This window comes from Chryseobacterium sp. NG-CE01, from assembly GCF_055695505.1.
This window is the reverse complement of the sequence record NZ_CM146369.1, coordinates 4044307-4067037: the sequence shown is the minus strand read 5'-3', so window position 1 is coordinate 4067037 and position 22731 is coordinate 4044307. Positions and strand designations below refer to the sequence as shown.

The 22731-nt window shown below is 37.5% G+C and carries 24 protein-coding genes; 8 read left to right on the top strand and 16 right to left on the bottom strand.

Annotated elements, in window-relative coordinates:
- Positions 1–239 precede the first annotated feature (239 nt).
- Genes ACYT6F_RS18590 through ACYT6F_RS18580 form a run of 3 tightly spaced genes read right to left on the bottom strand, consistent with a single transcriptional unit; the run spans position 240 to position 1752 of the window.
- The gene (locus ACYT6F_RS18590) at positions 240–662 is read right to left on the bottom strand and encodes an organic hydroperoxide resistance protein (protein ID WP_472599097.1); all 423 of its coding nucleotides are present in this window, start codon (positions 660–662) and stop codon (positions 240–242) included.
- Positions 663–1097 (bottom strand): MarR family winged helix-turn-helix transcriptional regulator, encoded by a 435-nt coding sequence (locus ACYT6F_RS18585; RefSeq protein WP_472599096.1) that lies wholly within the window; start codon positions 1095–1097, stop codon positions 663–665.
- 22 nt (positions 1098–1119) lie between these two features.
- Positions 1120–1752, bottom strand: coding sequence for an NAD(P)H-dependent oxidoreductase (locus ACYT6F_RS18580; RefSeq protein WP_472599095.1), 633 nt, complete (start codon positions 1750–1752; stop codon positions 1120–1122).
- Between the two features lie 191 nt (positions 1753–1943).
- Here ACYT6F_RS18580 and ACYT6F_RS18575 point away from each other — a divergent pair, with 191 nt between their 5' ends.
- On the top strand, positions 1944–2696 hold the full coding sequence (locus ACYT6F_RS18575; protein WP_472599094.1) for an SDR family oxidoreductase: 753 nt from the start codon (positions 1944–1946) through the stop codon (positions 2694–2696).
- A 191-nt stretch (positions 2697–2887) separates the two neighbouring features.
- Here the strand turns inward: ACYT6F_RS18575 and lipB are convergent, their stop codons facing one another.
- From lipB to ACYT6F_RS18525, 10 genes are all read right to left on the bottom strand, one after another.
- A complete protein-coding gene (lipB, locus tag ACYT6F_RS18570; RefSeq protein WP_472599093.1) occupies positions 2888–3616 on the bottom strand; it encodes a lipoyl(octanoyl) transferase LipB in 729 nt (242 codons plus the stop codon).
- A 32-nt stretch (positions 3617–3648) separates the two neighbouring features.
- The gene (trpA, locus tag ACYT6F_RS18565; protein WP_472599092.1) at positions 3649–4383 is read right to left on the bottom strand and encodes a tryptophan synthase subunit alpha; all 735 of its coding nucleotides are present in this window, start codon (positions 4381–4383) and stop codon (positions 3649–3651) included.
- A 164-nt stretch (positions 4384–4547) separates the two neighbouring features.
- Positions 4548–5726: a tryptophan synthase subunit beta gene (trpB, locus tag ACYT6F_RS18560; protein ID WP_472599091.1), complete on the bottom strand. Its 1179-nt coding sequence runs from the start codon at positions 5724–5726 to the stop codon at positions 4548–4550.
- A gap of 51 nt (positions 5727–5777) precedes the next feature.
- Positions 5778–6230 (bottom strand): IS200/IS605 family transposase, encoded by a 453-nt coding sequence (gene tnpA / locus ACYT6F_RS18555; protein ID WP_472599090.1) that lies wholly within the window; start codon positions 6228–6230, stop codon positions 5778–5780.
- Between the two features lie 56 nt (positions 6231–6286).
- Positions 6287–6982, bottom strand: a complete 696-nt coding sequence (locus tag ACYT6F_RS18550; RefSeq protein ID WP_472599089.1) for a phosphoribosylanthranilate isomerase — start codon at positions 6980–6982, stop codon at positions 6287–6289.
- Positions 6983–6992: 10 nt separating this feature from the next.
- Positions 6993–7772 (bottom strand): indole-3-glycerol phosphate synthase TrpC, encoded by a 780-nt coding sequence (gene trpC / locus ACYT6F_RS18545; RefSeq protein WP_472599088.1) that lies wholly within the window; start codon positions 7770–7772, stop codon positions 6993–6995.
- Between the two features lie 6 nt (positions 7773–7778).
- On the bottom strand, positions 7779–8765 hold the full coding sequence (gene trpD / locus ACYT6F_RS18540; protein ID WP_472599087.1) for an anthranilate phosphoribosyltransferase: 987 nt from the start codon (positions 8763–8765) through the stop codon (positions 7779–7781).
- Positions 8766–8786: 21 nt separating this feature from the next.
- Positions 8787–9398: an anthranilate synthase component II gene (locus ACYT6F_RS18535; protein ID WP_472599086.1), complete on the bottom strand. Its 612-nt coding sequence runs from the start codon at positions 9396–9398 to the stop codon at positions 8787–8789.
- A gap of 1 nt (position 9399) precedes the next feature.
- Positions 9400–9753: a four helix bundle protein gene (locus tag ACYT6F_RS18530; RefSeq protein WP_472599085.1), complete on the bottom strand. Its 354-nt coding sequence runs from the start codon at positions 9751–9753 to the stop codon at positions 9400–9402.
- A gap of 90 nt (positions 9754–9843) precedes the next feature.
- Positions 9844–11265 (bottom strand): anthranilate synthase component I family protein, encoded by a 1422-nt coding sequence (locus tag ACYT6F_RS18525; protein WP_472599084.1) that lies wholly within the window; start codon positions 11263–11265, stop codon positions 9844–9846.
- Between the two features lie 381 nt (positions 11266–11646).
- Here ACYT6F_RS18525 and ACYT6F_RS18520 point away from each other — a divergent pair, with 381 nt between their 5' ends.
- The 5 genes from ACYT6F_RS18520 to ACYT6F_RS18500 all read left to right on the top strand — a co-directional run bounded on the left by ACYT6F_RS18520 (position 11647) and on the right by ACYT6F_RS18500 (position 15617).
- On the top strand, positions 11647–11877 hold the full coding sequence (locus tag ACYT6F_RS18520) for a hypothetical protein (protein WP_169229170.1): 231 nt from the start codon (positions 11647–11649) through the stop codon (positions 11875–11877).
- A complete protein-coding gene (locus ACYT6F_RS18515; protein WP_472599083.1) occupies positions 11877–12254 on the top strand; it encodes a c-type cytochrome in 378 nt (125 codons plus the stop codon). The genes ACYT6F_RS18520 and ACYT6F_RS18515 overlap by 1 nt, the downstream gene beginning before the upstream one ends.
- Positions 12255–12416: 162 nt before the next feature.
- Entirely contained in the window at positions 12417–14117 is a 1701-nt protein-coding gene (gene lysS, locus ACYT6F_RS18510; RefSeq protein WP_263603628.1) for a lysine--tRNA ligase, read from the top strand.
- Between the two features lie 9 nt (positions 14118–14126).
- A complete protein-coding gene (locus tag ACYT6F_RS18505; RefSeq protein ID WP_472599082.1) occupies positions 14127–14684 on the top strand; it encodes a hypothetical protein in 558 nt (185 codons plus the stop codon).
- A 114-nt stretch (positions 14685–14798) separates the two neighbouring features.
- Entirely contained in the window at positions 14799–15617 is an 819-nt protein-coding gene (locus ACYT6F_RS18500; RefSeq protein ID WP_472599081.1) for an OmpA family protein, read from the top strand.
- A gap of 53 nt (positions 15618–15670) precedes the next feature.
- Here ACYT6F_RS18500 and ACYT6F_RS18495 read toward each other — a convergent pair whose 3' ends face one another.
- Genes ACYT6F_RS18495 through ACYT6F_RS18485 form a run of 3 tightly spaced genes read right to left on the bottom strand, consistent with a single transcriptional unit; the run spans position 15671 to position 18537 of the window.
- Positions 15671–16174 carry a ClbS/DfsB family four-helix bundle protein gene (locus ACYT6F_RS18495; RefSeq protein WP_472599080.1) on the bottom strand — a complete coding sequence of 168 codons (504 nt, stop codon included), beginning with the start codon at positions 16172–16174 and terminating at the stop codon, positions 15671–15673.
- Positions 16175–16192: 18 nt separating this feature from the next.
- Positions 16193–17197: a cytochrome d ubiquinol oxidase subunit II gene (locus ACYT6F_RS18490; protein ID WP_472599079.1), complete on the bottom strand. Its 1005-nt coding sequence runs from the start codon at positions 17195–17197 to the stop codon at positions 16193–16195.
- The gene (locus ACYT6F_RS18485; RefSeq protein ID WP_472599078.1) at positions 17194–18537 is read right to left on the bottom strand and encodes a cytochrome ubiquinol oxidase subunit I; all 1344 of its coding nucleotides are present in this window, start codon (positions 18535–18537) and stop codon (positions 17194–17196) included. Before ACYT6F_RS18485 ends, ACYT6F_RS18490 begins: the two co-directional genes overlap by 4 nt.
- Before the next feature lie 231 nt (positions 18538–18768).
- On the opposite strand from ACYT6F_RS18485, the gene gyrB reads away from it, so the two are divergent.
- Both gyrB and ACYT6F_RS18475 read left to right on the top strand, forming a co-directional pair.
- Positions 18769–20703, top strand: coding sequence for a DNA topoisomerase (ATP-hydrolyzing) subunit B (gene gyrB / locus ACYT6F_RS18480; RefSeq protein ID WP_472599077.1), 1935 nt, complete (start codon positions 18769–18771; stop codon positions 20701–20703).
- 134 nt (positions 20704–20837) lie between these two features.
- Positions 20838–22730 (top strand): DUF3857 domain-containing protein, encoded by a 1893-nt coding sequence (locus tag ACYT6F_RS18475; protein WP_472599076.1) that lies wholly within the window; start codon positions 20838–20840, stop codon positions 22728–22730.
- Position 22731 lies beyond the last annotated feature (1 nt).

Below are 22731 nucleotides of genomic sequence, written 5' to 3'. Positions count from 1 at the left end.
TGCTGCTGAGAGGAATTCCAAAATAAGGAATTTGTTTTATTTTTTGGAATTTAAAAGCTGAATAAGAAATACTGGAGGAGGAGATTAGTGAAATAGTAATATTAGCTTTAAAAAACAAAAAGCAGATAAAACAATTATATCTTAGCGGTGATGCTCTATAATTATTATATCTGCTTTTGTAGTGTATTTTTGATTGGCAACATTACGATATCAAAAACACAAGGTATTAGATTTACACTTTAATTATTCGTTACCGAAAGTTTTACTTCTATATTATTTCTTGTTGCGTTGGAGTAAGGACAGATCTGATGCGCTTTTTCTGTTAAAGACTGTGCTTCTTCCAGGGAAACACCTGGAATATTGACATCGAGTTGTACAGCCAGTCCAAAGCCTCCGTTTTCAATCTGTCCGATGCTTACTTCCGCTGTTACGGTTGTTTCTCCTGTCTGGGTTTTCGATAGAGAGATCACTCTATTCAGGGCACTGTCAAAACACGCTGAATATCCTGCTGCGAAAAGCATTTCCGGATTGGCAAAATCATCATTGGCTCCTCCGAGAGCTTTCGGCATTTTAACGTCAAGGTCAAGGACTGCGTTGTCGCTTTTTACATGCCCGTTTCTTCCTCCTGTTGCTGTTACTTTTGTTGTATATAAGGTTTTCATTTATTTTTCTATTTTATTTAATATTTTTAATACGCTTGTTTTAAGATCAATCCAGTCCTGCTCGGATACATCTATTTTTTTATATATTTTTTCCGGAATTTCACAGGCTTTTGCTTTTAAAGCTTTCCCCGTTTCCGTAATGAATACTTCGACCACCCTTTCATCTTCTTTTTTTCTTTTCCTCTGGATGAAATCTTTCGTTTCCAGCCTTTTCAGTAAGGGCGTCAGTGTCCCGCTGTCGAGATACAGCTTTTCGCCGATGTGGTTTACAGAAAGACCGTCATTTTCCCATAATACCATCATTACAAGATACTGAGGGTAGGTAATATCCAGCTCATCAAGAAACGGACGGTAAAGGCCGGTGATCTCTTTTGCGATTACATACAGCGGAAAGCAAAGTTGGTTTTGCAGTTTTAAAGATTCCTGTTGTTCCATGACTTGAAAATTAAGATGTTGATTATTTTTTAATGATAAATTCCTCCATCGGAATTCTCACTTTTTTCATGTGGGAAAGCCAGTCGTTTTTTTCGTCCCTGTATCCCAGATACAACAAACTTACGCTTTTTAATCCCAACTCTTTCAGGCCTAAAATTTCATCCACCACTTCATTGCTGAAACCTTCTGCCGGGGTGCTGTCGATTTTCAGTTCTGCAGCCTGAGCCATGGCAAGTCCAAGAGCAATATAAGTTTGTCTTGCCGTATGAGCGAAATGCTGTTCAGGAGTTTGCGCCCCGTATATTTCTTTAAGTTTATCAGTGTAGCTTGAAAAACGGCCTTTAGGCAGATCTCTCACATCAGTATGATAATCATATACTTTATCGATTTTCTCATCAGAGTAGCTGTCCCAGGCAGCGAAAACAAGTACGTGGGAAGAATCTCTCATCACTTCTGGATTTAAGGCTCCCTGAACCATTTTCTCTTTTAATTCCTGATTTTCAACAACAATAACACGGAATGGCTGTAAACCCGATGAAGTGGGAGCAAGCCTTGCCGCTTCTAAGATTTTATTTAAATCTTCCTCTGAAACTTTTTTTGAAGGATCGTATGCCTTTACAGCATGTCTCCAGTTTAAATCTTCTATTAATGACATTTTGCTAATTATTTTTATTTAAAACTATTCTATGCAAAAATGTTGCCAAATTAAATTGTGTACAATTTAATTTCATGGTTTATTTAAAAAGTATGCAAAAAGTCATTTGAAATATCTTGTAAACTCCGCATGAATCGGATTTTTTTGGTGTCACGGTATTTTAATCTTTGCAAAGATTTAATATAAATATCATGAAAAAATTTAATGACAAATTTGCCCTGATCACAGGAGGTACAAAAGGGATGGGATTTGCGACAGCCCAAAAGTTTATTCATTATGGCGGAAAAGTAATTATTACCGGCAGAAGTGAGGAGGGAGTGAATACTGCACTGGAGCAATTAGGAAGTAATGCTTCGGGAATCGTTTCGGATGCTGCAAATATGGAAGATGTCATGAATCTCAGAAATCAGGTGGAAAAAATGACAGACAACATCCATTTGGTGTTTGCCAATGCAGGCTACGGGAAATTCGCATCGATCGAAAATGTTGATGAAAGCCATTTTGACGAATTATTTAATATGTTGGTGAAAGGAAATTTTTTTACGGTCCAGCAGATATTGCCGCTGATGAGAAAAGGAAGCTCAGTTATTTTCAATACTTCTTTTGTGACGGAAGTCGGGATGCCTGACTTTTCGGTGTATTCTGCTGCAAAATCTGCGGTTCAGTCATTCATTAAAACTTTCGCCGCGGAACTTTCAGAAAAAGGAATCCGTGTAAACGGAATCAGTCCGGGGCATATCAGGACAAATATTTTTGATAATACGGGTTTAAATCCGGAGCAAATTAAGGAAGCTGTGACGCATATTATTTCTTCTATACCGTTTAAAAGACAAGGAGAGCCGGACGAAATTGCGAATGCAGTACTGTTTCTGGCTTCAGAGGATGCTTCTTATATTCACGGTACTGAATTAAGAATTGATGCGGGAGTTTCGGTAATCAGATAATTTAATATCAGTTTAAGACTGTCATTCCGGAGAATTTCATTAAGTTTCCGGAATGACAATTATTGTATTATTTAAGTATTTCTTCTGACTTTTTTGAAAATTGCCAGTTGATGTTCTTATGATCATAATCGGAAGAAATTCCAAAATCACTGTTAAACACCAATTGGTTTTACTTTCGCCGTATGGCTTCATCATGCATATACTAATTCCGCTTCAAAAACCTCCGTAAAATACTTTCTGATTTTTTCTTTGAGATCTTCTATTTCTTCGGATGTCAGTTCTCTTTCCAATTCTCTTTTTAAGGAAGTTACCTGCTTGTCTTTAATGCCGCACGGGATGATGTATTCGAAATAGCGCATATCGGTGTTTACATTTAGTGCAAAACCGTGTAGTGTAACCCATCTTGAAGCTTTCACGCCCATCGCGCAGATTTTCCTGGCGTAAGGTTTTCCTACATCCAGCCAGACTCCGGTTTCTCCTTCGGAGCGTTCGCCTTTCAGTCCGTATTCTGCAATGGTTCTGATGATCACTTCCTCCAGATTTCGCATATATTTATGAATATCGGTGAAAAAGTTCTCAAGATCTAAAATTGGATAGCCCACAATCTGTCCGTATCCGTGGTAGGTAATGTCACCGCCGCGGTTTACTTTTACAAAAGTCGCATCGATTTCCTTTAATTTATCGATTCCGGCGAGCATATTTTCTTCATGTCCGCTTTTTCCTAAGGTATAAACATGCGGATGTTCTACTAGAAGGAAGTGGTTGGGTGTTGTTATGTGCTTTTCTGCAGGCAGATCTCGGTTTTTGATTTTAAGATCAATGATGTTTTTCATCAGAGACTCCTGATAATCCCACGCTGACTGGTAATCTCTGGTTCCCAGGTCTTCGAATTCTACAACTTTATTCTGATGTGTATTCATTTTATTTTTTGATGACACAAATTTAGTGATTTTTACGCTTTCACAGAATGGATGAAATCTATGGCCTTATTCTTCCAGTCTCTATTATTGAGTAGAATATCGACAAAGGCAGTTCCTATGATTCCGCCGTCGGCTTTTTGGGTCACATTTTCAAAATCTTCTTTCGTTTTAATTCCGAAGCCGATCATCACCGGGTTTTTCAGCTGTAAAGAGGAAATTCTTGAAAAATAGCCTTCATTTTTTAAATCTGCATTTTGATTTCCTGTGGTAGATGATGAGCTTACGGCGTACAGAAACCCCGAACTTAAAGAATCCAGATACAGAATTCTTTCATTTGATGTTTCCGGAGTGATGAGAAAAGTAAAGTTCAGGTTATATTTTTTAATAATGTGCTGATAATTTTTTTCAAATTCAATGGGAGGCAGGTCCGGAATAATGAGCCCTGAAACACCGCTTTCGGAACATTCTTTACAGAATTTTTCAAATCCGAAACTAAGAACGGGATTGATATAACCCATTAAAATCAAAGGAATTTTTATTTCATTTTTAATGGATTTTAATTGTGAGAAAAGCTTGTCGATGGTCATTCCGTTTTTCAGTGCCAACTCGTGTGCTTTCTGAATAACAGGTCCATCAGCAACGGGATCAGAATAAGGCATTCCGATTTCGATCATATCGGCACCGGAATCCTGGATAAGCTTTATGATATCTGCAGTGTCTTCCAGGTGAGGAATTCCTGCGGTGAAGTATATGTTTAGTTTTTTCATTTTAAACCTTTTTTAATGTTGTTGTTTTAACCGCAAAAGACACAAAAGATATTTGTAAATATTAATCAAAACCAACAGCTTTCAAAAGTGTAAAATCTTTGATTATGTTTTCTTTAATCATTTGCTTCTTTTACGGGTTGATAAAAACGTAATACGATTTATTTTTATACAAGTTTCAGATAGGTTTCCATATCTTTATCTCCGCGGCCGCTGAGGCAGATCACGACAAGATCATCCTTTTTGAACCTTCTTTTATCTAAAACGGCCAAGGCATGAGCACTTTCCAGAGCCGGAATAATACCTTCGATCCTGGTAAGCTGAAATGCCGACTGCAAGGCTTCCTCATCATTAATACTGAAAAATTCTGCCCGGTTTTCTTTAAATAGGTTGGCGTGAAAAGGCCCGATTCCCGGATAATCCAGACCGGCGGAAATGGAGTGGGGTTCAATGACCTGTCCGTCAACTGTCTGCATCACCAGACTTTTGCTTCCATGAAGAATACCTAACGTTCCCAAAAAAGTTGTGGCAGCAGATTTTCCCGAATCTACTCCGAAGCCTCCGGCTTCCGCAGCGATTAATTTTACCTCTTTTTCATCAACAAAATGGTAAAAAGCTCCTGCAGCATTGCTTCCGCCGCCAACACAGGCAATGACGTAATCAGGATTTTCGCAACCCGACTGTTCGAAAAGCTGCTCTTTGATTTCTTTTGAAATAATGCTCTGAAATCTGGCTACGAGATCGGGAAAAGGATGCGGTCCCACTACGCTTCCGATAACATAATGTGTGGTAGAAGGATTGTTGATCCAGTCTCGCAGTGCTTCATTCACCGCGTCTTTTAATGTTTTGGAACCTGAAGTTGCGGGAATGACTTCTGCGCCAAGCATTTTCATTCTGGCAACGTTCGGTGCCTGTCGTTGAATGTCGATTTCCCCCATGTAAACAATACATTCAAGACCTAATAAAGCACATGCTGTTGCAGTAGCTACTCCATGTTGACCTGCCCCGGTTTCTGCAATAATCCTGTTTTTTCCGAGTCGTTTTGCCAATAAAACCTGGCCGATCGCATTGTTGATTTTGTGGGCTCCGGTATGGTTGAGGTCTTCTCTTTTTAAATAGATCTGAGTCTGGTACTTTTTGCTTAGATTTTCTGCGTGATAGAGCGGGGTAGCCCTTCCGACATAGTTTTTCAGTAAATTCCGGTATTCCTGCTGAAAATCTTCAGATTCTATAATCTCAAGATAGCTTTTTTGTAATTCTTCTACATTGGGATAGAGCATCTCGGGGATAAATGCTCCTCCAAATTCGCCGTAGTATCCGTGTTTATCGGGATTTTTATAATTCATATTCTGGTTTTATTTATTAAAGTCAATTTTTGGGATGGTTTTATCTAATTTCTAATCCCATAAATATTTTTCATCATGTTGTATTCTGTGTTTTTCGAGAATGTCTATCAGCTCATCTTTGTAATGGATTTTTTGATGATGCTGTCTTTGGTTTCTGATATAATTTCTTATAACAAATACATTTTCTTCTGCTACCGAAAACGCTCCATAACCGTCCTGCCAGAAAAAATTCTCATATTTTTTACCTTTTATTTTTATCCATCTTGATGAATTTGCTTTAATTTCCTGTACTAATTTCATTAATGCAATTTTCTTTGACAAGACACAAAGAATATGAATATGGTTATCTGTTCCTCCAATTTGCAGTGCTGTACTTTCTAAATTTTTACAAATGAGCGCGATGTATGAAAATAATTCTTTTTCTATTTTTTCATCGATGAAATCTTCACGATGTTTTGTGCTGAAAACAATGTGAACATAATTTTTTACTAATGATTGTGACATCTGTTTGTGTTTTAATTGGATTGATTTAATTTAAATCGGACTTGCATCCGATTCTGTTATAGGTCGTCCCTTTGGGACTCGGATTTGTGGATATATTTGTTTAATTTTCTTATTTTTTCCAAATCTTTGACACCGGGTTTTGTTTCAAAGCGTGAATTGATATCGATGGCAAAGGGTTTTTGTTTTAAGAACTTTATTTTTTCAATATTCTCTGATGAAATGCCGCCGCTTAGAAAATAGGGAAATGAGATTTCAATGGAATTCAAAATGTTCCAGTCGAAAGTTGTTCCGGTTCCGCCAAATGCAGTAGAGTCGGTATCAAAAAGAAGATAATCTGCTGATTGGTTTTCATGGATAATTTGCTGTAACGCATCTGAGTTCTGATTTCCCATTCTTATGACTTTAATAATTCCGGTTTCCGGATGTATTTTTTTTCTTAATTCGATCATGAAATCTTTGCTTTCATCGCCGTGGAGCTGTATGAAATTTAATTTTGCTTTTTCTGCGGTTTCCGCTATTCTTTCTAAACTTTCATTGACAAAAACCCCGACTTTTCCCCGGTGTTTGATTTCTCCAATTTGTTCTAGATTCAAATGATTTAAAATATATCTCGGTGATTTTTCATAAAAAATAAAACCAAGAAAATCCGTTTTCATTGCAGTCAACTCATCAATTTGTTCCAGTTGTGTTAAACCGCAGACTTTCAGTTTCAACAGATCATTTCCGGGTAGTAGTTTTTGCCGCTGCATCATTGTTAAATTTTTAAACTGTTACATTCAAAACAAATTCTCTGAACTTATTTCCCGGATTTTCATCTTTCATAAAGTATTCTCCCATGAGAAAACCGTCAAACCCTTTTTCTTTCAAATACATGAAATCTTCAATGCTGTAAATTCCGCTTTCGGCAACGGAAAGGGTCTCTTTTGGAAGCAGGTTTTTCAAGCGGACAGAATGTTCCAAATCAACACGGAAATCTTTTAAATTCCGGTTGTTGATTCCAACCAGGTCAATATTTTTGTTGTAATGTTTTAATTCTTCTTCGGTATGAATTTCAAGCAGTACCTCCAAGCCGAGCTGATGAGCGAGATCTGTGAATTCTTCAACCTGAGAAACCGAAAGGCAGGCAGCAATCAGCAAAATGACATCAGCTCCCATATTTTTAGCTTCATAAAACTGATATTCATCCACCATAAAATCTTTTCTTAAAATAGGAATGCTGATCTGTTGCCGTATTTGAATGATATCATCAAAACTTCCTCCGAAAAAATCCTGATCTGTTAATACCGAAATTGCGCTGGCTCCGGATTTTTCATATGCTGAAGTGACCTCCAGTGGAGAAACACTATTATTTATAATACCTTTTGACGGCGACTGCCTTTTGAATTCAGCGATAATTCCGCTTTTGGTTTTGATAGTTTTCTTTAAAGAATAGGTTTTTCTCTTAAAGAATGCTGAATCTTTAAGCTGCTGAACAGAAATTTTCGACTTTGCAAACTCAATTTCCTCCTTTTTTCTCTGAACGATTTGATCAAGTATATTCATAAAAAATTATTTTAATAACATTTCGAAGCTGTTCAGAGCTTTCTTACTGTAAAGACTTTCTTTGGCAAGAACGAGACATTCCTCATAATTTCCGAATTTCTTTGTATGAAAAAGCGCGACAGCCGCGTTAGCCAAAACCACTGCATTTTGCTTTGATGTTCCTTTTCCTTGTAAAATGTTTTTAAATATTTCCGCTGTTTCCTGTATGGTTGCTCCTGCCTGAATGCTTTCGGAGGGTACAGGTTCAAAACCAAGATCAAGAGTTGAAAATATTTTCTCACCTTCTTTGGTAATGATTTTACTATCGTGGGTAAGGCTGATTTCATCGTAACCGTCCATTCCGTGAACGAGAATAAATTCACGGTTGTCTTTTTGCAGCAGATACTGATAAATTCTTGCAATTTCAAGATTGTAAACGCCGATTACGGAGAATTGAGGCTTGGCAGGATTCACCAACGGACCCAGAAGATTAAAAAATGTTCTCAGTCCGAGAGCTTTTCTCAAGGCTCCGACAGACTGAAGGGCAGGGTGAAAGTAAGGTGCGTGAAGAAAACAAATATTGGCTTTATCCAGGTCTTCCTGTAATTCTTCTGAAGTTTTTTTAAAAACATATCCTGCTTCTTCCAGAACATTTGAAGAACCTGTAAGTGTGGAGGCACCGTAATTTCCGTGTTTTATTACTTTTTGTCCGGCACCAGCGACAACAAAGCTCGCTAATGTAGAAATGTTTATGGTGTTTTTCCCGTCACCACCTGTTCCCACAATGTCAATCGCATCATCTGCATTAATTTCTACCGGAACAGCCATTTGCAGAAGAGCTTCACGGAAGCCCTCCAGTTCATTCAACGTGATATTGCGCATCAGGAAAACAGTAATAAATGCAGTCACTTCCTGGGAATTAAATTTATTCTGTGCAATTTCAATCATCATCGCCTTCGCCTGTGATTTTGACAAAGTATGATGATTGAAAAGGTATTCGAGGATCTCTTTCATTGATTTTTAATTTATACATGATTAATTCAGAAGAAAGTTTCTGATAATAGCTTCTCCTTCCGGTGTGAGAATGCTTTCAGGATGAAACTGTACGCCATGAACGTCATAGGCTTTGTGCTGCAGCGCCATGATCATCCCGTCTTTGTCTACTGCTGTTATTTCAAGCTCTTCCGGAAATCCTTCAGGGTTTACCACCCAGCTGTGGTATCTTCCCACTTCCATTCCGCTGTTGAGATCTTTGAAAATTTTCGTCTCCTGTTTTATAATTTCTGCGGATGTTGCAACGCCGTGGAAAATTTCCGAAAGGTTAATAAGGCTTCCTCCAAACGCTTCTGCAATAGCCTGCTGACCGAGACAAACTCCAAGAATACTTTTTGTGGGAGCATATTCTTTAATTAATTCCAGTAAAATTCCGGCTTCTTCAGGAATTCCGGGTCCGGGTGAAAGAACTATTTTACTATATTTATTGATTTCAGCCAATGAAATTTCATCATTTTTTACAACATCCACTTTTGTATGCAGTATTCTCTCGATCATCTGGACAAGATTGTAGGTGAAGCTATCGTAGTTATCGAAGACAAGAACTTTAGTTGTTGGTTGTTGGTTGTTGGTTGTTGGAATATTTTGTTTCATTTTATTTTTTTTTGTAATAGGCAATAAACCCATTTAATAACTCTTTACAGATAATTATTTGATTTAAAATTTCAGTAAACTCTTTGGCATTTATATAATTTTGGTCGGAAGATAAATACAGCTGTGTCTCCAATTCATATAATGAACCTCTTGCGATAAATAGAAAATGTATTGTTTCTTTGTTTGTATTTCTTCCGCAACCTTCTGCGATATTTGAGGGAACAGAAATTGCAGATCTTCTGATTTGATTTTGAAGTCCGAAAATTTCTTCTTTTGGGTATTTTTTTGTTGCATTATAAACAAGATTAGTAAGTTTTCTTGATTCAATCCAAACATCAAGATTTGTGTATTCCATAATTTGTATTTATTTATTTATTTATTTATTTATTTATTTTTATCACTATCATGAAGTAAGTCATTAGCATCAACTGATAACCAACAACGATCAACCATTAAATAGCTTCTCTGCTTTTTCCACCGCTTTTTTCAATGCGTTAAGCTTGTTATTCACTTCCTGCAGTTCACTTTCAGGACTTGATTTCGCGACCAGTCCTGCGCCTGCCTGATAATACAACGTATTGTTTTTACTTAAAAAGGTACGGATCATGATGGCCTGGTTGCAGCTTCCGTTTAAGCCAAAAAAACCGATGCACCCGCCGTAATAGCCACGGGAATTTTTTTCGTAGGTATTGATAAGCTGCAAAGCTTTATGTTTTGGGGCTCCGCTTAAAGTTCCCTGTGGAAAGGTTGCCGCCATCATTTCAAAAGGCTTTGTATCTTGGGGTAAATCTGCTGTAACTTCACTTACCATATGAATAACATGTGAAAATAACTGTATTTCCTTGAGCTTTGTTACGGTCACATTTTTTCCCAGCTTTCCGAGATCATTTCTCGCCAGGTCAACGAGCATGGTATGTTCTGCATTTTCCTTAGGATCTTTTTTTAAAGATTCAGCCGATTGCAAATCGGTTTCAAAGTCGCCGGTTCTTTTGAAAGTTCCCGCAATAGGATGGATAATCGCTTTGTTATCTTTAATAATCAATTGGCTTTCAGGACTGGAACCGAATAATTTATAGTTTCCGTAATCAAAGAAAAATAAATAGGGTGAAGGATTGATATTTCTCAAAGCGCGATACACATTGAACTCGTCACCTTTGAATTTCTGCTCAAATCTTCTGCTCAGAACCAGCTGGAATACATCGCCTCTCATACAATGTTTCTGTGCCTTTTTTACCAGGTCAATATATTCTTCATCCGTAATATTAGAGGTTTCTTCTCCGTTTTTTTCAAAAGGATAAATTGCGGGGTTTTTGTTTTTAATAAAGCTTTCCAGTGTGTATATGTCAGATCTTATTCCTTCAATTTGATTTTCAATAAGGTGCATTTCATCATTATAATGGTTAATGGCAATCACATATTGGTAGAGCCGGTAGCGCATAAGAGGAATTTCTACTTCCGGACTCTGTGGCTTAAATTCAAGTTTTTCAAAGAACTGTACGGCTTCAAAACTGGTATATCCGAAAAGACTTTGAGCGGTTTCTGCAATTGGATCATGTGTTTTTTCACATTCAAACACATTTGAAAATTCGTTAAAAATACCGGCAATATCTTTATCTAAATCACATTTTATGGGCTGTCGTCCTGGAAGTTTAACCTCATATTCATGGATGTTTTTAACTTCAATACCGGCGATGGCATTAATGGCAATAAACGAAAAATTATTTTCGATATTTTTAGAGTCCGAACTTTCCAGCAGAATGGTATCCCTGAATTTGTCACGCACTTGCAGGTAAATATTCATCGGAGTCTGAAGATCTCCGAGACTTTTTCTGGAAACGGTTTTTATTTTTATTTTTTTACTGAACATTGCAGTTTCTTTAAATGATTTAAACAAAAAAAAGACTTCAACGGAATACGTCAAAGTCTTTATTATATAATTTTAAATTATAATCGCTGTACAAGAATCACCAACACGACAATAACTTCAGACCCGACGAAGAGTTTGAAAGCCACCACCAATTTTTATTGTTGTTGATATTAAACATGCCACAAATGTAAATATTTTTTTCAATACAAAAAATAAAATCCGGAAAAATTAATTCCCATCCATTATCATTCTAATGATGACAAACCTGCTGCATAAAGTCTTAAAGAAGTAATTTATTTCTCAGAAATATTTTTAAATCGGATAATTATCATGAGTTTAAAACTTTATTTTTTATATTTTTGCTTAATAATTTTATAGAAAATGAAAAAAGTATTAGCAATCGCATTTATCGGAGGTTTATTAGTGGCTAACTGTTCTAAAAAGCCAAATCATGACTTACAAGACAGCAACACAATGTTGCCTGAGCCGGACGCCCCAACTGCAGTACAGCAGGATTCCAGCGCAACCACAAGAGATACACCGGAAGCTGATGTGAATGCTGCGATGTCAGTTCCTGCCAAAGACGCAAAAGCTGATACGCTTACGAAATAATGAAAAAACTTTTTCTTACGGGGATCATTGGCTTATGCCTGATTTCCTGTTCCAAAAAAGAAAATGTACCGGTTGATACAGCATCTCCGGAAAAAAGGGTTGATGCGGGATCTGCAAAAAGCAGTCTTTCCGGAGAACAGATGATCGAAAGTCTGGACTGTTCCGGATGTCATGCGGTTAATGAAAGAATGATAGGACCTTCTTACCAGGAAATTGCAGGTAAATATTCTGAAAAAGATATTGAACTGCTTGCTTCCAAAATTATAGAAGGCGGCAGTGGAGTCTGGGGCAGTGTGCCGATGTCACCTCATCCTCAGGTATCAAAAGAAGAGGCAAAAAAAATGGTGGAATATATTTTAACATTAAAGAAAAAATAATTTCATCCTGAAAAATAATAAAGCTGTTTCTCATTACGGGAGACAGCTTTTTTTTATCCTTATTTAGCAATAATCTTACCCAATTTACTCCGAAATGAGACAAAATTTTGAATTTTAAGGACAAAAACCCTTATCTTTGCGCGTTATTGAAATATAGAAATAATGCAATTATCAGAACAGGAAATTATCAGAAGAGAAAAGCTGAACAAGCTTGTTGAAATGGGGATCAACGCATTCCCGGCAGATGAATATGTAATTACAGATACAACAGAATCTATAAAACAGGATTTCGCTGATAATAAACAGGTTAAGATTGCAGGAAGATTAATGTCAAGAAGAATTCAGGGAAAGGCATCTTTCGCTGAATTGCAGGATTCTACGGGCAGAATCCAGGTTTATTTCAACAGGGATGAAATCTGTACCGGTGAAGACAAAACTTTATACAATGAGGTGTACAAACATCTTTTAGATATTGGAGATATTATCGGGGTTGAAGGAGAACTTTTCACAACGCAGGTTGGCGAAAAAACGGTTTTGGTAAAAAACTTTACCCTTCTTACAAAATCACTTAGACCGCTCCCTCAGGCAAAAACTGATGAAAACGGAGTGGTGCATGATGCATTCAATGATCCGGAACTAAGATACAGACAGCGTTATGTAGATTTAACGGTAAATCCTCAGATAAAGGAAGTTTTCGTGAAAAGAACCAAATTGTTTAATGCGATGAGGACATTCTTTAATGATGCCGGATATTTTGAGGTGGAAACTCCGATCTTACAGTCTATTCCGGGAGGAGCAGCTGCAAGACCTTTCATTACACATCATAATGCTTTAGACATTCCATTATATTTAAGAATTGCCAACGAATTATACCTGAAAAGATTGATCGTGGGCGGTTTCGACGGGGTATACGAATTCTCCAAAAACTTCAGAAACGAAGGAATGGACAGAACTCACAATCCTGAGTTTACAGCCATGGAAATCTATGTAGCTTATAAAGATTACAACTGGATGATGGATTTCACGGAAAAATTACTGGAATTCTGTGCTATTCAGGTAAATGGTACGACAAAGGCTACATTTGGTGAATATGAAGTAGATTTTAAAGCGCCTTACCAAAGAATTTCAATGACGGATGCAATCCTGAAATTCACAGGTTTTGATATTACAGGGAAAACAGAGCAGGAATTGTTTGATTTCGCAAAGTCTATCGGAATTGAGGTGAACGAAACAATGGGTAAAGGAAAAATTATTGATGAAATTTTCGGGGAGAAATGCGAAGGAAACTTCATTCAGCCAACTTTCATTACCGATTATCCTATCGAAATGTCTCCTTTGACGAAGAAACACAGAAGCAAAGAAGGTCTTACGGAACGTTTTGAGCTGATGGTTTGCGGAAAAGAAATAGCGAATGCTTACTCGGAGCTGAATGACCCGATCGATCAGAGAGAACGTTTTGAGGATCAGTTAAAATTGTCTGAAAAAGGGGATGATGAAGCAGGTCAGTTTATCGACGAAGATTTCTTAAGAGCCCTGGAATACGGAATGCCGCCAACATCAGGTTTAGGAATCGGAATGGACCGTCTGATCATGTTCTTAACGAATAATGCATCCATTCAGGAAGTATTGTTCTTCCCGCAGATGAGACCTGAAAAAGCAGTTCCGCAAATAGAATTAGGTGAAGACGAAAAAGTGATTCTTGAAATTTTAAATTCCCAGGAAGAACCGTTTACTTTGGCAGAAGTGAAAGAAAGAAGCCAGCTTTCCGGTAAAAAATGGGATAAAGCTTCAAAAACTCTGACAAAGAATAATCTGGTGAAAGTTGAAAAGATTGATGAGGTTTTGTTGATAAAGTTAGCATAAAACTCATTTATGAAAACTAGTACGGCATTCTTTTTTTGTTTTTTTTACATTTTTACTTTTAGCCAAAGACATTTAACAGATGTTTTAATTGTCAAAGAAAATAATGACTCTTTAAGAGTAAAAGTTGATATACCAATGATTAAAGAATCATCACGAGTAAATATCGACGAAGACAGCTTTTTTCGTAAAGTAAAAGTTGTTGATGATAATGGTAAAAAATTATATACAGTTCAGCCCCAAGATATTAAAGAACTATCTTTTTCAGACTTAGATGGTAAAAAAAAGATTTATCATAAAGAAATTTCCAGAAATCGTTTAATGCAGCTTTTATATGATGGAAATATTAAATTGTATAAGCAATTTATCCCTCAAATGCATTATACTGCAATTTATTATTTGTTTTTAGATTCTAAAAGGGAACCTATTAAAGTCGGCTTATTTGAAAATAATGAGAAAATTTTATTAAGAATTACAGAATCTAAACCTGAACTAATAAATAAAATTAAAGAATTGAAAGGTGGGGAAGACGCAATGATAGAAATATTAAAAGAATTTGAAGGATCTTAATAATATAAAAAGTTTATAATTTAATTTATGGGGTAGTTCGCGCTTCCCCATAATTTTTTAAAAGAATAGACAGACTATTTTTATTAATTCTCCGTTTCCATTAAAAACTATCAGATGAAAACTCTCGTATTGCTGGTTTTCTGTTGTATAAGCATCCATTCACAGATGCTCACTTCTGTCTATTTCGATTATGACAGTTATACACTCACGAAAGAATCCCGAAGAAAATTAGATAGTCTGGTAAACCTGAAAAGCAATCTGAAATTCAGGATTTTTGGAAACTGTGATATTTCCGGAAGTTCGGAGTACAATAAAAAGCTATCTGAAAGTAGAGCTAATGCAGTGAATAAATATCTTCAGGCAAGAATCGGAAATACGATTGCTCTGGAAAGCGTTGTTGGGTTGGGAAAAGAAAAGCAGATCAATGACAACAGTACCGAAGAATTGCGCCGTAAAAACAGGAGAGTCGATATTTTTATTGATCAGGTGCTGAGGGCGGGCGAAATAAAATCAGGCAGAACATTTGAAAGCTTTTTCAGCAGGAAGGTTGCTGATATGAAAGTTGGAGAGACTTATTCTTTACCGAATGTCAATTTTATCGGAGGGCGCCATGTTTGGTTTCCAAAAGGAAATAAAGTTCTGATTCAGCTGGCTGATGTGCTGAAAAATAACGCTTCTCTTGAAGTGGAGCTTCAGGGACATATATGCTGCGATTATGACAATTTTGACGGCGAAGATCTCGATCTGAAAACTTTCAACCTGTCCTTTACAAGAGCGGATGCCATCAGGCAGTTTCTGGAGAAGCAGGGAGTACAGCCAGAGAGGATAAAGGTTACCGGAATGGGACACCTTAATCCCGTTGCTTATCCCGAACGAACCGAAGAGGATATGATCAAAAACAGGCGGGTTGAAATTGTAGTGCGTAAAAAATGATAGATTTCGGGCGGAAGCGAAGCTTCCGCCCGAAATCCATTAAATATTGTAGTCTATATCTTTTTCCATTTTCGGATTTGAGTCCTGAAGTTTTTAAAAGGCGCTACGGTATTAATATGAATCCATTTATATAAGGGCCACTTGGCTGGTGTCGTAGCCCATTTTCGTTGTTCAGGAAGAAATAGTGTATTTTCATCAAGGTTTTCTATCCACGTTAAAATTTCAATTACCTTTTCAGATAATATTTCGCGCTGTTCTTTTAGACTATATGGACCATATGATTTATAAAAAGAATTGTGAAGTTCCTTAAGATTATTCCATTTGTATTCAGGGGTTGGCGTTTTTACTTCAAGTCCTTTCAATTCATCAGATTCCCAGCTTAAAAGCAAACTTGTCCATCCGATCTGATAAGAGAGATTTTGTGAAGGAGTTTTGTCGATGCCGGTTTTCAGCAGATCTTTTTCAGATTCATCTATAACATCAAATTCCTGATCATACGAAACAAACGATTTTCGTATTGCATCTGTAAGTTCTTTTTTATTTGTATAGCCTGACATAAAGTTACGAATGCAGATTTATCTCCTCAATTTGCTGAACGAAGCCATCAGGTAAAATAAAAACGGTAAAATAAAAATAGACCCTAAAATCAGCGCCCAACCCAAAGCGGAAATGGTTTTCGGTGCCGCAACATGCTCCAGCAATGACAGATGCTGTCCGTTTCCGAAAAGAATAATATTGGGATTATGCTGGTACGTTGCAGCAACTAAGATCATAATGACCTGGAAACCCGCCAGTGCTCTTACAGGAAGAAGTTTGCGTGTACTCATCGCTCTCAGAATCAATAATAGACAAACCGTTGCAAAAGCTGTTGCCATGATTCCCAGTGGCTTTGAAAACACCCACGTGATCAGAGGAATGTCGGAGAGGTAAGCCGTCAGAAAAACCAGTGCTCCTGTAATGATAACAAAAATCATCGTTTGCTTTGATTTTTTAATCATTAAATTAAGTTCCAGACGGTCAACAGTTTCACGTAAGGCAAAAATAGAAGCCAGATATGCACAGATGGAAACCGTAAACAGTCCTACAGCAACCCCAAACCAGTTCAGCCAACTGAAGATATACAGTTCTAAAAAACCTTTGGCGTCAGGATTAATAGAATGCGAAATAGTTGCAGCAGCAATTAATCCCAGGAAAAAAGGTGTTAATAAACTTGAGAAGTAAAAAATCTGGGTATATAATCCCTGCCACTCATCTTTTACAGCATCGTAATGCCTGAATGTAAACGCCGTTCCCCTCGCAATGATCCCGATAAGCATTAAAACCAAAGGAATGTGGAGGTATGTTGACAGGGTGGTATAAATTTCAGGAAAACCGACAAAAAGAATAACGATTGCAATAATTAGCCACATGTGATTGGCTTCCCATACCGGAGCGATCGATTCATACATGATAACTTCCGTTTTCGGACGGTTTTTTTTTCTCGTAAAAAGCTCTACAATTCCTGCTCCGAAATCCGCTCCACCCAAAATTACGTAAAGACAGATTGACAGCCAGAGAAAACCTATAACGACGTATATCATAATTTTTTTTGTTTAGCGTTAAACTGAGGATCGGTAGGGTCGTAAAGTTTTGGGACCATTTTGATCTGCCTTGTCAACAGAAAAATAATGACAAAAGACAGCGAAACAAAAACAGCGGTAAAGAAATAAAATGAATATTGAATCCCCGGCATCGGCGTAACGGCATCAACGGTTCTCATGATTCCGTAGATGATCCAGGGCTGTCGGCCCACTTCTGTCACTGTCCATCCCGCTTCCAGAGCGATATATCCGAAGGGCGTAGCAACCAAAAAGGTTTTCAGCAGCCATTTCCGCTCCAGCCATTCTTTTTTAAAGAATATTGCAAACAGATAAACCATTCCTATAATAATCATTATTACTCCGAAGAAAATCATGATCTGAAAGGCAAAGTGCACTATAGCTACAGGCGGCCATTCATCTCTCGGGAAATCTTTCAGTCCTTTAACCTCGGTATTAAAGTCATTGCTAACCAGAAAGCTTAAAACTTTAGGGATTTTTATAGCATATTTTATTTCTGCTTTTTCCTCATCCGGAATTCCGCCAATCACAAAAGCAGCACCTTTTTCTGTTTCAAAATGCGCTTCCATTGCAGCTAATTTGATAGGCTGTCTCTCCGCTACGGATTTTGCAGCAATATCGCCGCTCAGAGGCGCTCCAAATGCTCCTATCAGTGCAAATCCTGCAGCAATTTTAAAGGCTTTGGTGTGAAATTCAACATTCTTTTTCCGCAAGATCATGTAAGCGTGGAGACCTGCGACTGCAAATCCTGTAGCACAAAATGCGGCAACCGTCATATGCAGTGCCTGTGGAAACCAGGCATCATTAAACATTGCTTTAATGGGGTCTATATTCAGATACTGTCCGTTGACATAATCAAATCCGGCGGGCGAATTCATCCATGCATTGGCTGCAACGACCAAAATTCCGGATGCTAAACCGCTTATCCCTACCAGAAAGCCACAGAACCAGTGAAACCATTTATTAAACCTGTCCCAGCCGTAAAGAAAAAAACCTATGGCAATGGCTTCTATAAAAAATGCTGTTCCTTCGAGAGAAAAAGGCATCCCAAATATGGGTCCCGCATGTTTCATAAACTGTGGCCAGAGAAGACCAAGCTCAAAAGAAAGCATTGTTCCGGAAACGGCTCCGGTCGCAAAAAGTATGGCAACACCTTTGCTCCATGCTTTGGTAAGACCTTTGTAGATTTCGTTATTTGTTTTTAAATATTTCCAGTGGGCAAATGCCATCAGGAAAGGCATAACCATTCCTACACAGGAAAAAATAATATGAAAACCGAGGGACATTGCCATTTGGGCACGGGCTGCAAGGAAATCGTCCATAAACATCAACTTTTTAAGCAAATAAATGTAAGGATAAATTGCCTATATTTCATATGATTTACAACAGTTCTTATTAAAATTGAAGATTTTAACTTTGTATTTTTTACCTGTAAATTATATCAGATTTGTGTGGAAAAATGTGTCCGTTTTGATTCATTTTAACTTTCATAACTCGAAAAAAATCACGATATTTGTGGGTCTTTGCATTTAGCAGGATTTTTAATATTTTATATGAGTCAGAAACAATATACAGCTAGTAGTATTCAGGCATTGGAAGGGATGGAACACGTTCGTATGCGCCCTTCAATGTACATTGGTGATGTAGGAGTAAGAGGCCTGCATCATTTGGTTTATGAAGTAGTGGATAATTCTATTGACGAGGCTTTGGCAGGATACTGCGATACGATCTTCGTTGCAATCAAAGAAGGAAACGGAATTGAAGTAAGTGATAATGGTAGAGGTATTCCCGTAGACTTCCATGAAAAAGAACAAAAATCTGCTCTTGAGGTTGTAATGACAAAAATCGGGGCCGGAGGTAAGTTCGATAAAGATTCTTACAAGGTTTCAGGAGGTCTTCACGGAGTTGGGGTATCGTGTGTGAATGCACTTTCCAATGAAATGGTAACCACCGTTTACAGAGACGGAAACGTTTATCAGCAGATTTACTCGAGAGGAAAAGCACAGACCGGTGTTGAGGAAATCGGGCACAGTGACCAGAGAGGAACCAAGCAGTTCTTCCAGCCGGATGACAGCATCTTTACGGAACTGGTTTATAATTATGATACATTAGCGAGCCGTTTAAGAGAGCTTTCTTACCTTAATAAAGGAATTACCATTACTTTAACGGATGAAAGAGAAAAAATGGATGACGGATCTTTCAGATCAGAAGTCTTTCATTCTGAGGGAGGATTGAAGGAATTTGTGGCCTATATCGACGGAAACCGTGAGTCTATCATGGAAAATGTGATTTTCATGGAAGGCGAAAGAGATGATATCCCGGTAGAAGTAGCAATGCGCTACAATACCTCATTTACGGAAAACCTTCACTCTTACGTTAATAATATCAATACTCATGAAGGGGGAACTCACCTGGCAGGTTTCAGACGTGCTTTAACGAGAACTCTTAAAAAATATGCCGATGATCTGGGTATTCCACAAAAAGAAAAAGTAGAGGTTACGGGTGATGACTTCCGTGAAGGATTAACGGCTGTAATTTCCGTAAAAGTGATGGAGCCTCAGTTTGAAGGGCAGACCAAAACAAAACTAGGTAACTCCGAAGTCTCAGGAGCAGTAGATAAGATTGTAGGGGAAATGTTAAGTAATTTCCTTGAAGAGAACCCAACTGAAGCCAAGCAGATCGTTCAAAAAGTAGTTTTAGCTGCAAAAGCAAGACAGGCTGCTAAGAAAGCCCGTGAGATGGTTCAGAGAAAATCTCCGATGGGAGGGTCCGGACTTCCGGGGAAACTGTCTGACTGTTCTTCAAAAGATCCTGCAGAATCTGAAATATTCCTTGTAGAGGGAGATTCCGCGGGTGGAACAGCAAAGCAAGGTAGAGACAGGTTTTTCCAGGCTATTCTTCCGTTAAGGGGTAAAATTCTGAATGTTGAAAAGTCAATGCTTCATAAGGTATATGACAACGAAGAAATAAAAAATATTTATACCGCTCTTGGCGTTTCTGTTGGTACGGAAGAAGACAGCAAAGCGTTGAATATGGCGAAGCTAAGATACCATAAAATCGTAATCATGACCGATGCCGATATCGATGGATCCCATATTTCTACCCTGATTCTTACATTCTTCTTCAGGTATATGAAAGAACTGATTGAGAACGGGTATATTTATATTGCTCAGCCACCCTTATATTTATTGAAAAAAGGAAACAAAAAAGTGTACGCCTACAACGAAAAAGAACGTGAAGAATTTACACTTGAGATGTCTCCGGACGGAAAAGGGGTAGAAGTACAGCGTTACAAAGGTCTTGGTGAAATGAATCCGGAACAGCTTTGGGAAACAACGCTTAATCCGGAACACAGAATCCTGAAGCAGGTAACTATTGATAACGCTGTAGAAGCAGACAGTGTTTTCTCTATGCTGATGGGGGATGAGGTTCCTCCAAGAAGAGAATTTATTGAAAAGAATGCTAAATATGCAAAAATTGACGCATAATAAAATAGCATTTAACATAATAAAAGACCTCAGCAATGGGGTCTTTTTTCCTTTTAAATTTTAAATCCAGTATGCATAAAAATTATTTTTAACACTTGCCTGGATTTTCCTATTTTTGCTAAATTTTAATAACCATGATTAAAATACTTTGTACCGTAGCGCTTTCTGCAGCATCTTTATATTATACACAGAGTTTTCCTGTTTCTGCAATTCCGGAGAATCTGAAAAAAAATGCTGATGCGGTTATCAGAAAAGATTTTACTACTATTCAGATCAATAAGATCGACGATATAAAATATCAGTATTATACTGTAACGACAGTTCTTAATAGGGACGGAGATTCAGATGCCCGCGCGTATATTCCGTACGAAAAGGGAAACAGCATCTCAGATGTTAAAGTTAATATCTACGATGAATCCGGAAAAAAAATAAAGTCTTTTTCAAAATCTGATTTTGGAGATTTTGCCAATAATGATCAGGGAACATTTTATTCGGATAACAGAGTAATGGTGTTATCATATACACCGACACAATATCCCTACACTGTCGAATTTTCTTACCAGATCAGTGATGAAAACACGGTCTTCTTACCAGATTTTACCCCTTTCAGATCTACCAAGGTTTCGTTAGAAGAAGCCCAGATGAAATTCATTAATAAATCCGGCATTGACCTGAGAACAAAAATTTATCCGTCAGCTTATAATTACACTTCAGTAATCGAAAGTGAAAATGCCGGTGAAAAGGTGTATACTTATATGAACGTTCCTGCAATAGATGACGTATTTTTATTGCCTCAGCCTGTGAAAATCTTACCTAAAGTAAGCTTTGCCTTAACGAAATTTAATCTTGAAGGGAAGCAAGGAACACTTAATGACTGGAAGGATTTCGGAAGCTGGTACTATAAAAATATCCTGGAACCCGTATTCGTATCAACACCTGCTATAAAAGCTGAAGTGGCTTCATTGCATTTACAGGGAACAACAGAAGACAAAGTGAAGAAGATCTATCAGTATATGCAGAGCAAAACGAGATATATTTTTGTAGCACTGGGTATTGGCGGATGGCAGCCGATGCTTCCGGATGAAGTACAGAAAAAAGGATACGGCGACTGCAAAGGATTATCCACCTATATGAAAACCATGCTGGATGAAGCGGGTATTCCTTCTTATTATTGCAAGATCAATTCAGGTTCTTCACCTGTATCATTTGATAAAGATTTTCCGAAAATGGGTGGAAATCATATCATATTAATGGTTCCTACAGAAAAAGGAAATATCTGGCTTGAGAATACTTCGCAACAGATTGCCTTTAATCATTTGGGATATACCACAACTGACAGAAATGTTCTCATTGTAAAAAAAGATGGAATTGAGGTGATGGACACACCTTCCTATCCTGCTGATAAAAGCAAGGAAAAACAGCAGCTTAAAATCAAAATCAATGAAGACAACAGTATTCTGGGAGAAGGCAGCTTTTCTTATACGGGTATTCAGTATGATAATAATCTGGTTCTGGCCACCATGTCTCCCAAAGAGCGAGCAGAAGCGGTAAAAAATATGCTTGATGTTTTGCATTTCGAAAAAATTGAAATGAAAAATTTCCTGAATGATAAAGATAATGCCGTTGCAAAATACGATCTGGATTTCAAAGCTAACAATTATTCTAAAAATGCGGGTAGCAGTATCATTTTCAGAGCCGTTCCCATTTACTCCAATAATATTTATAAAAATGAGGATAACAGGGAATTGCCTTTCGAACTGAGACAGTCATTTGAAGATGAGTATGAAGTCAGCTTCATCATTCCCCAGCAATATAAAATAGAAGAGGTACCGGAAAATGTGGTGCTGAATTCAGAATTCGGAACCTATAAACTAAGTTTTGTAAAGAATGGAGAATCTTTAAAAGTCAACAGATCCATCAGAATCAATAAAGGTATTTACCCAAAAGAAAAATATAACGATTACATCAATTTCAGGAAAAAAACTATTAATATCGATAACTCAAAAGTTTTAATATCTAAGATTTAAC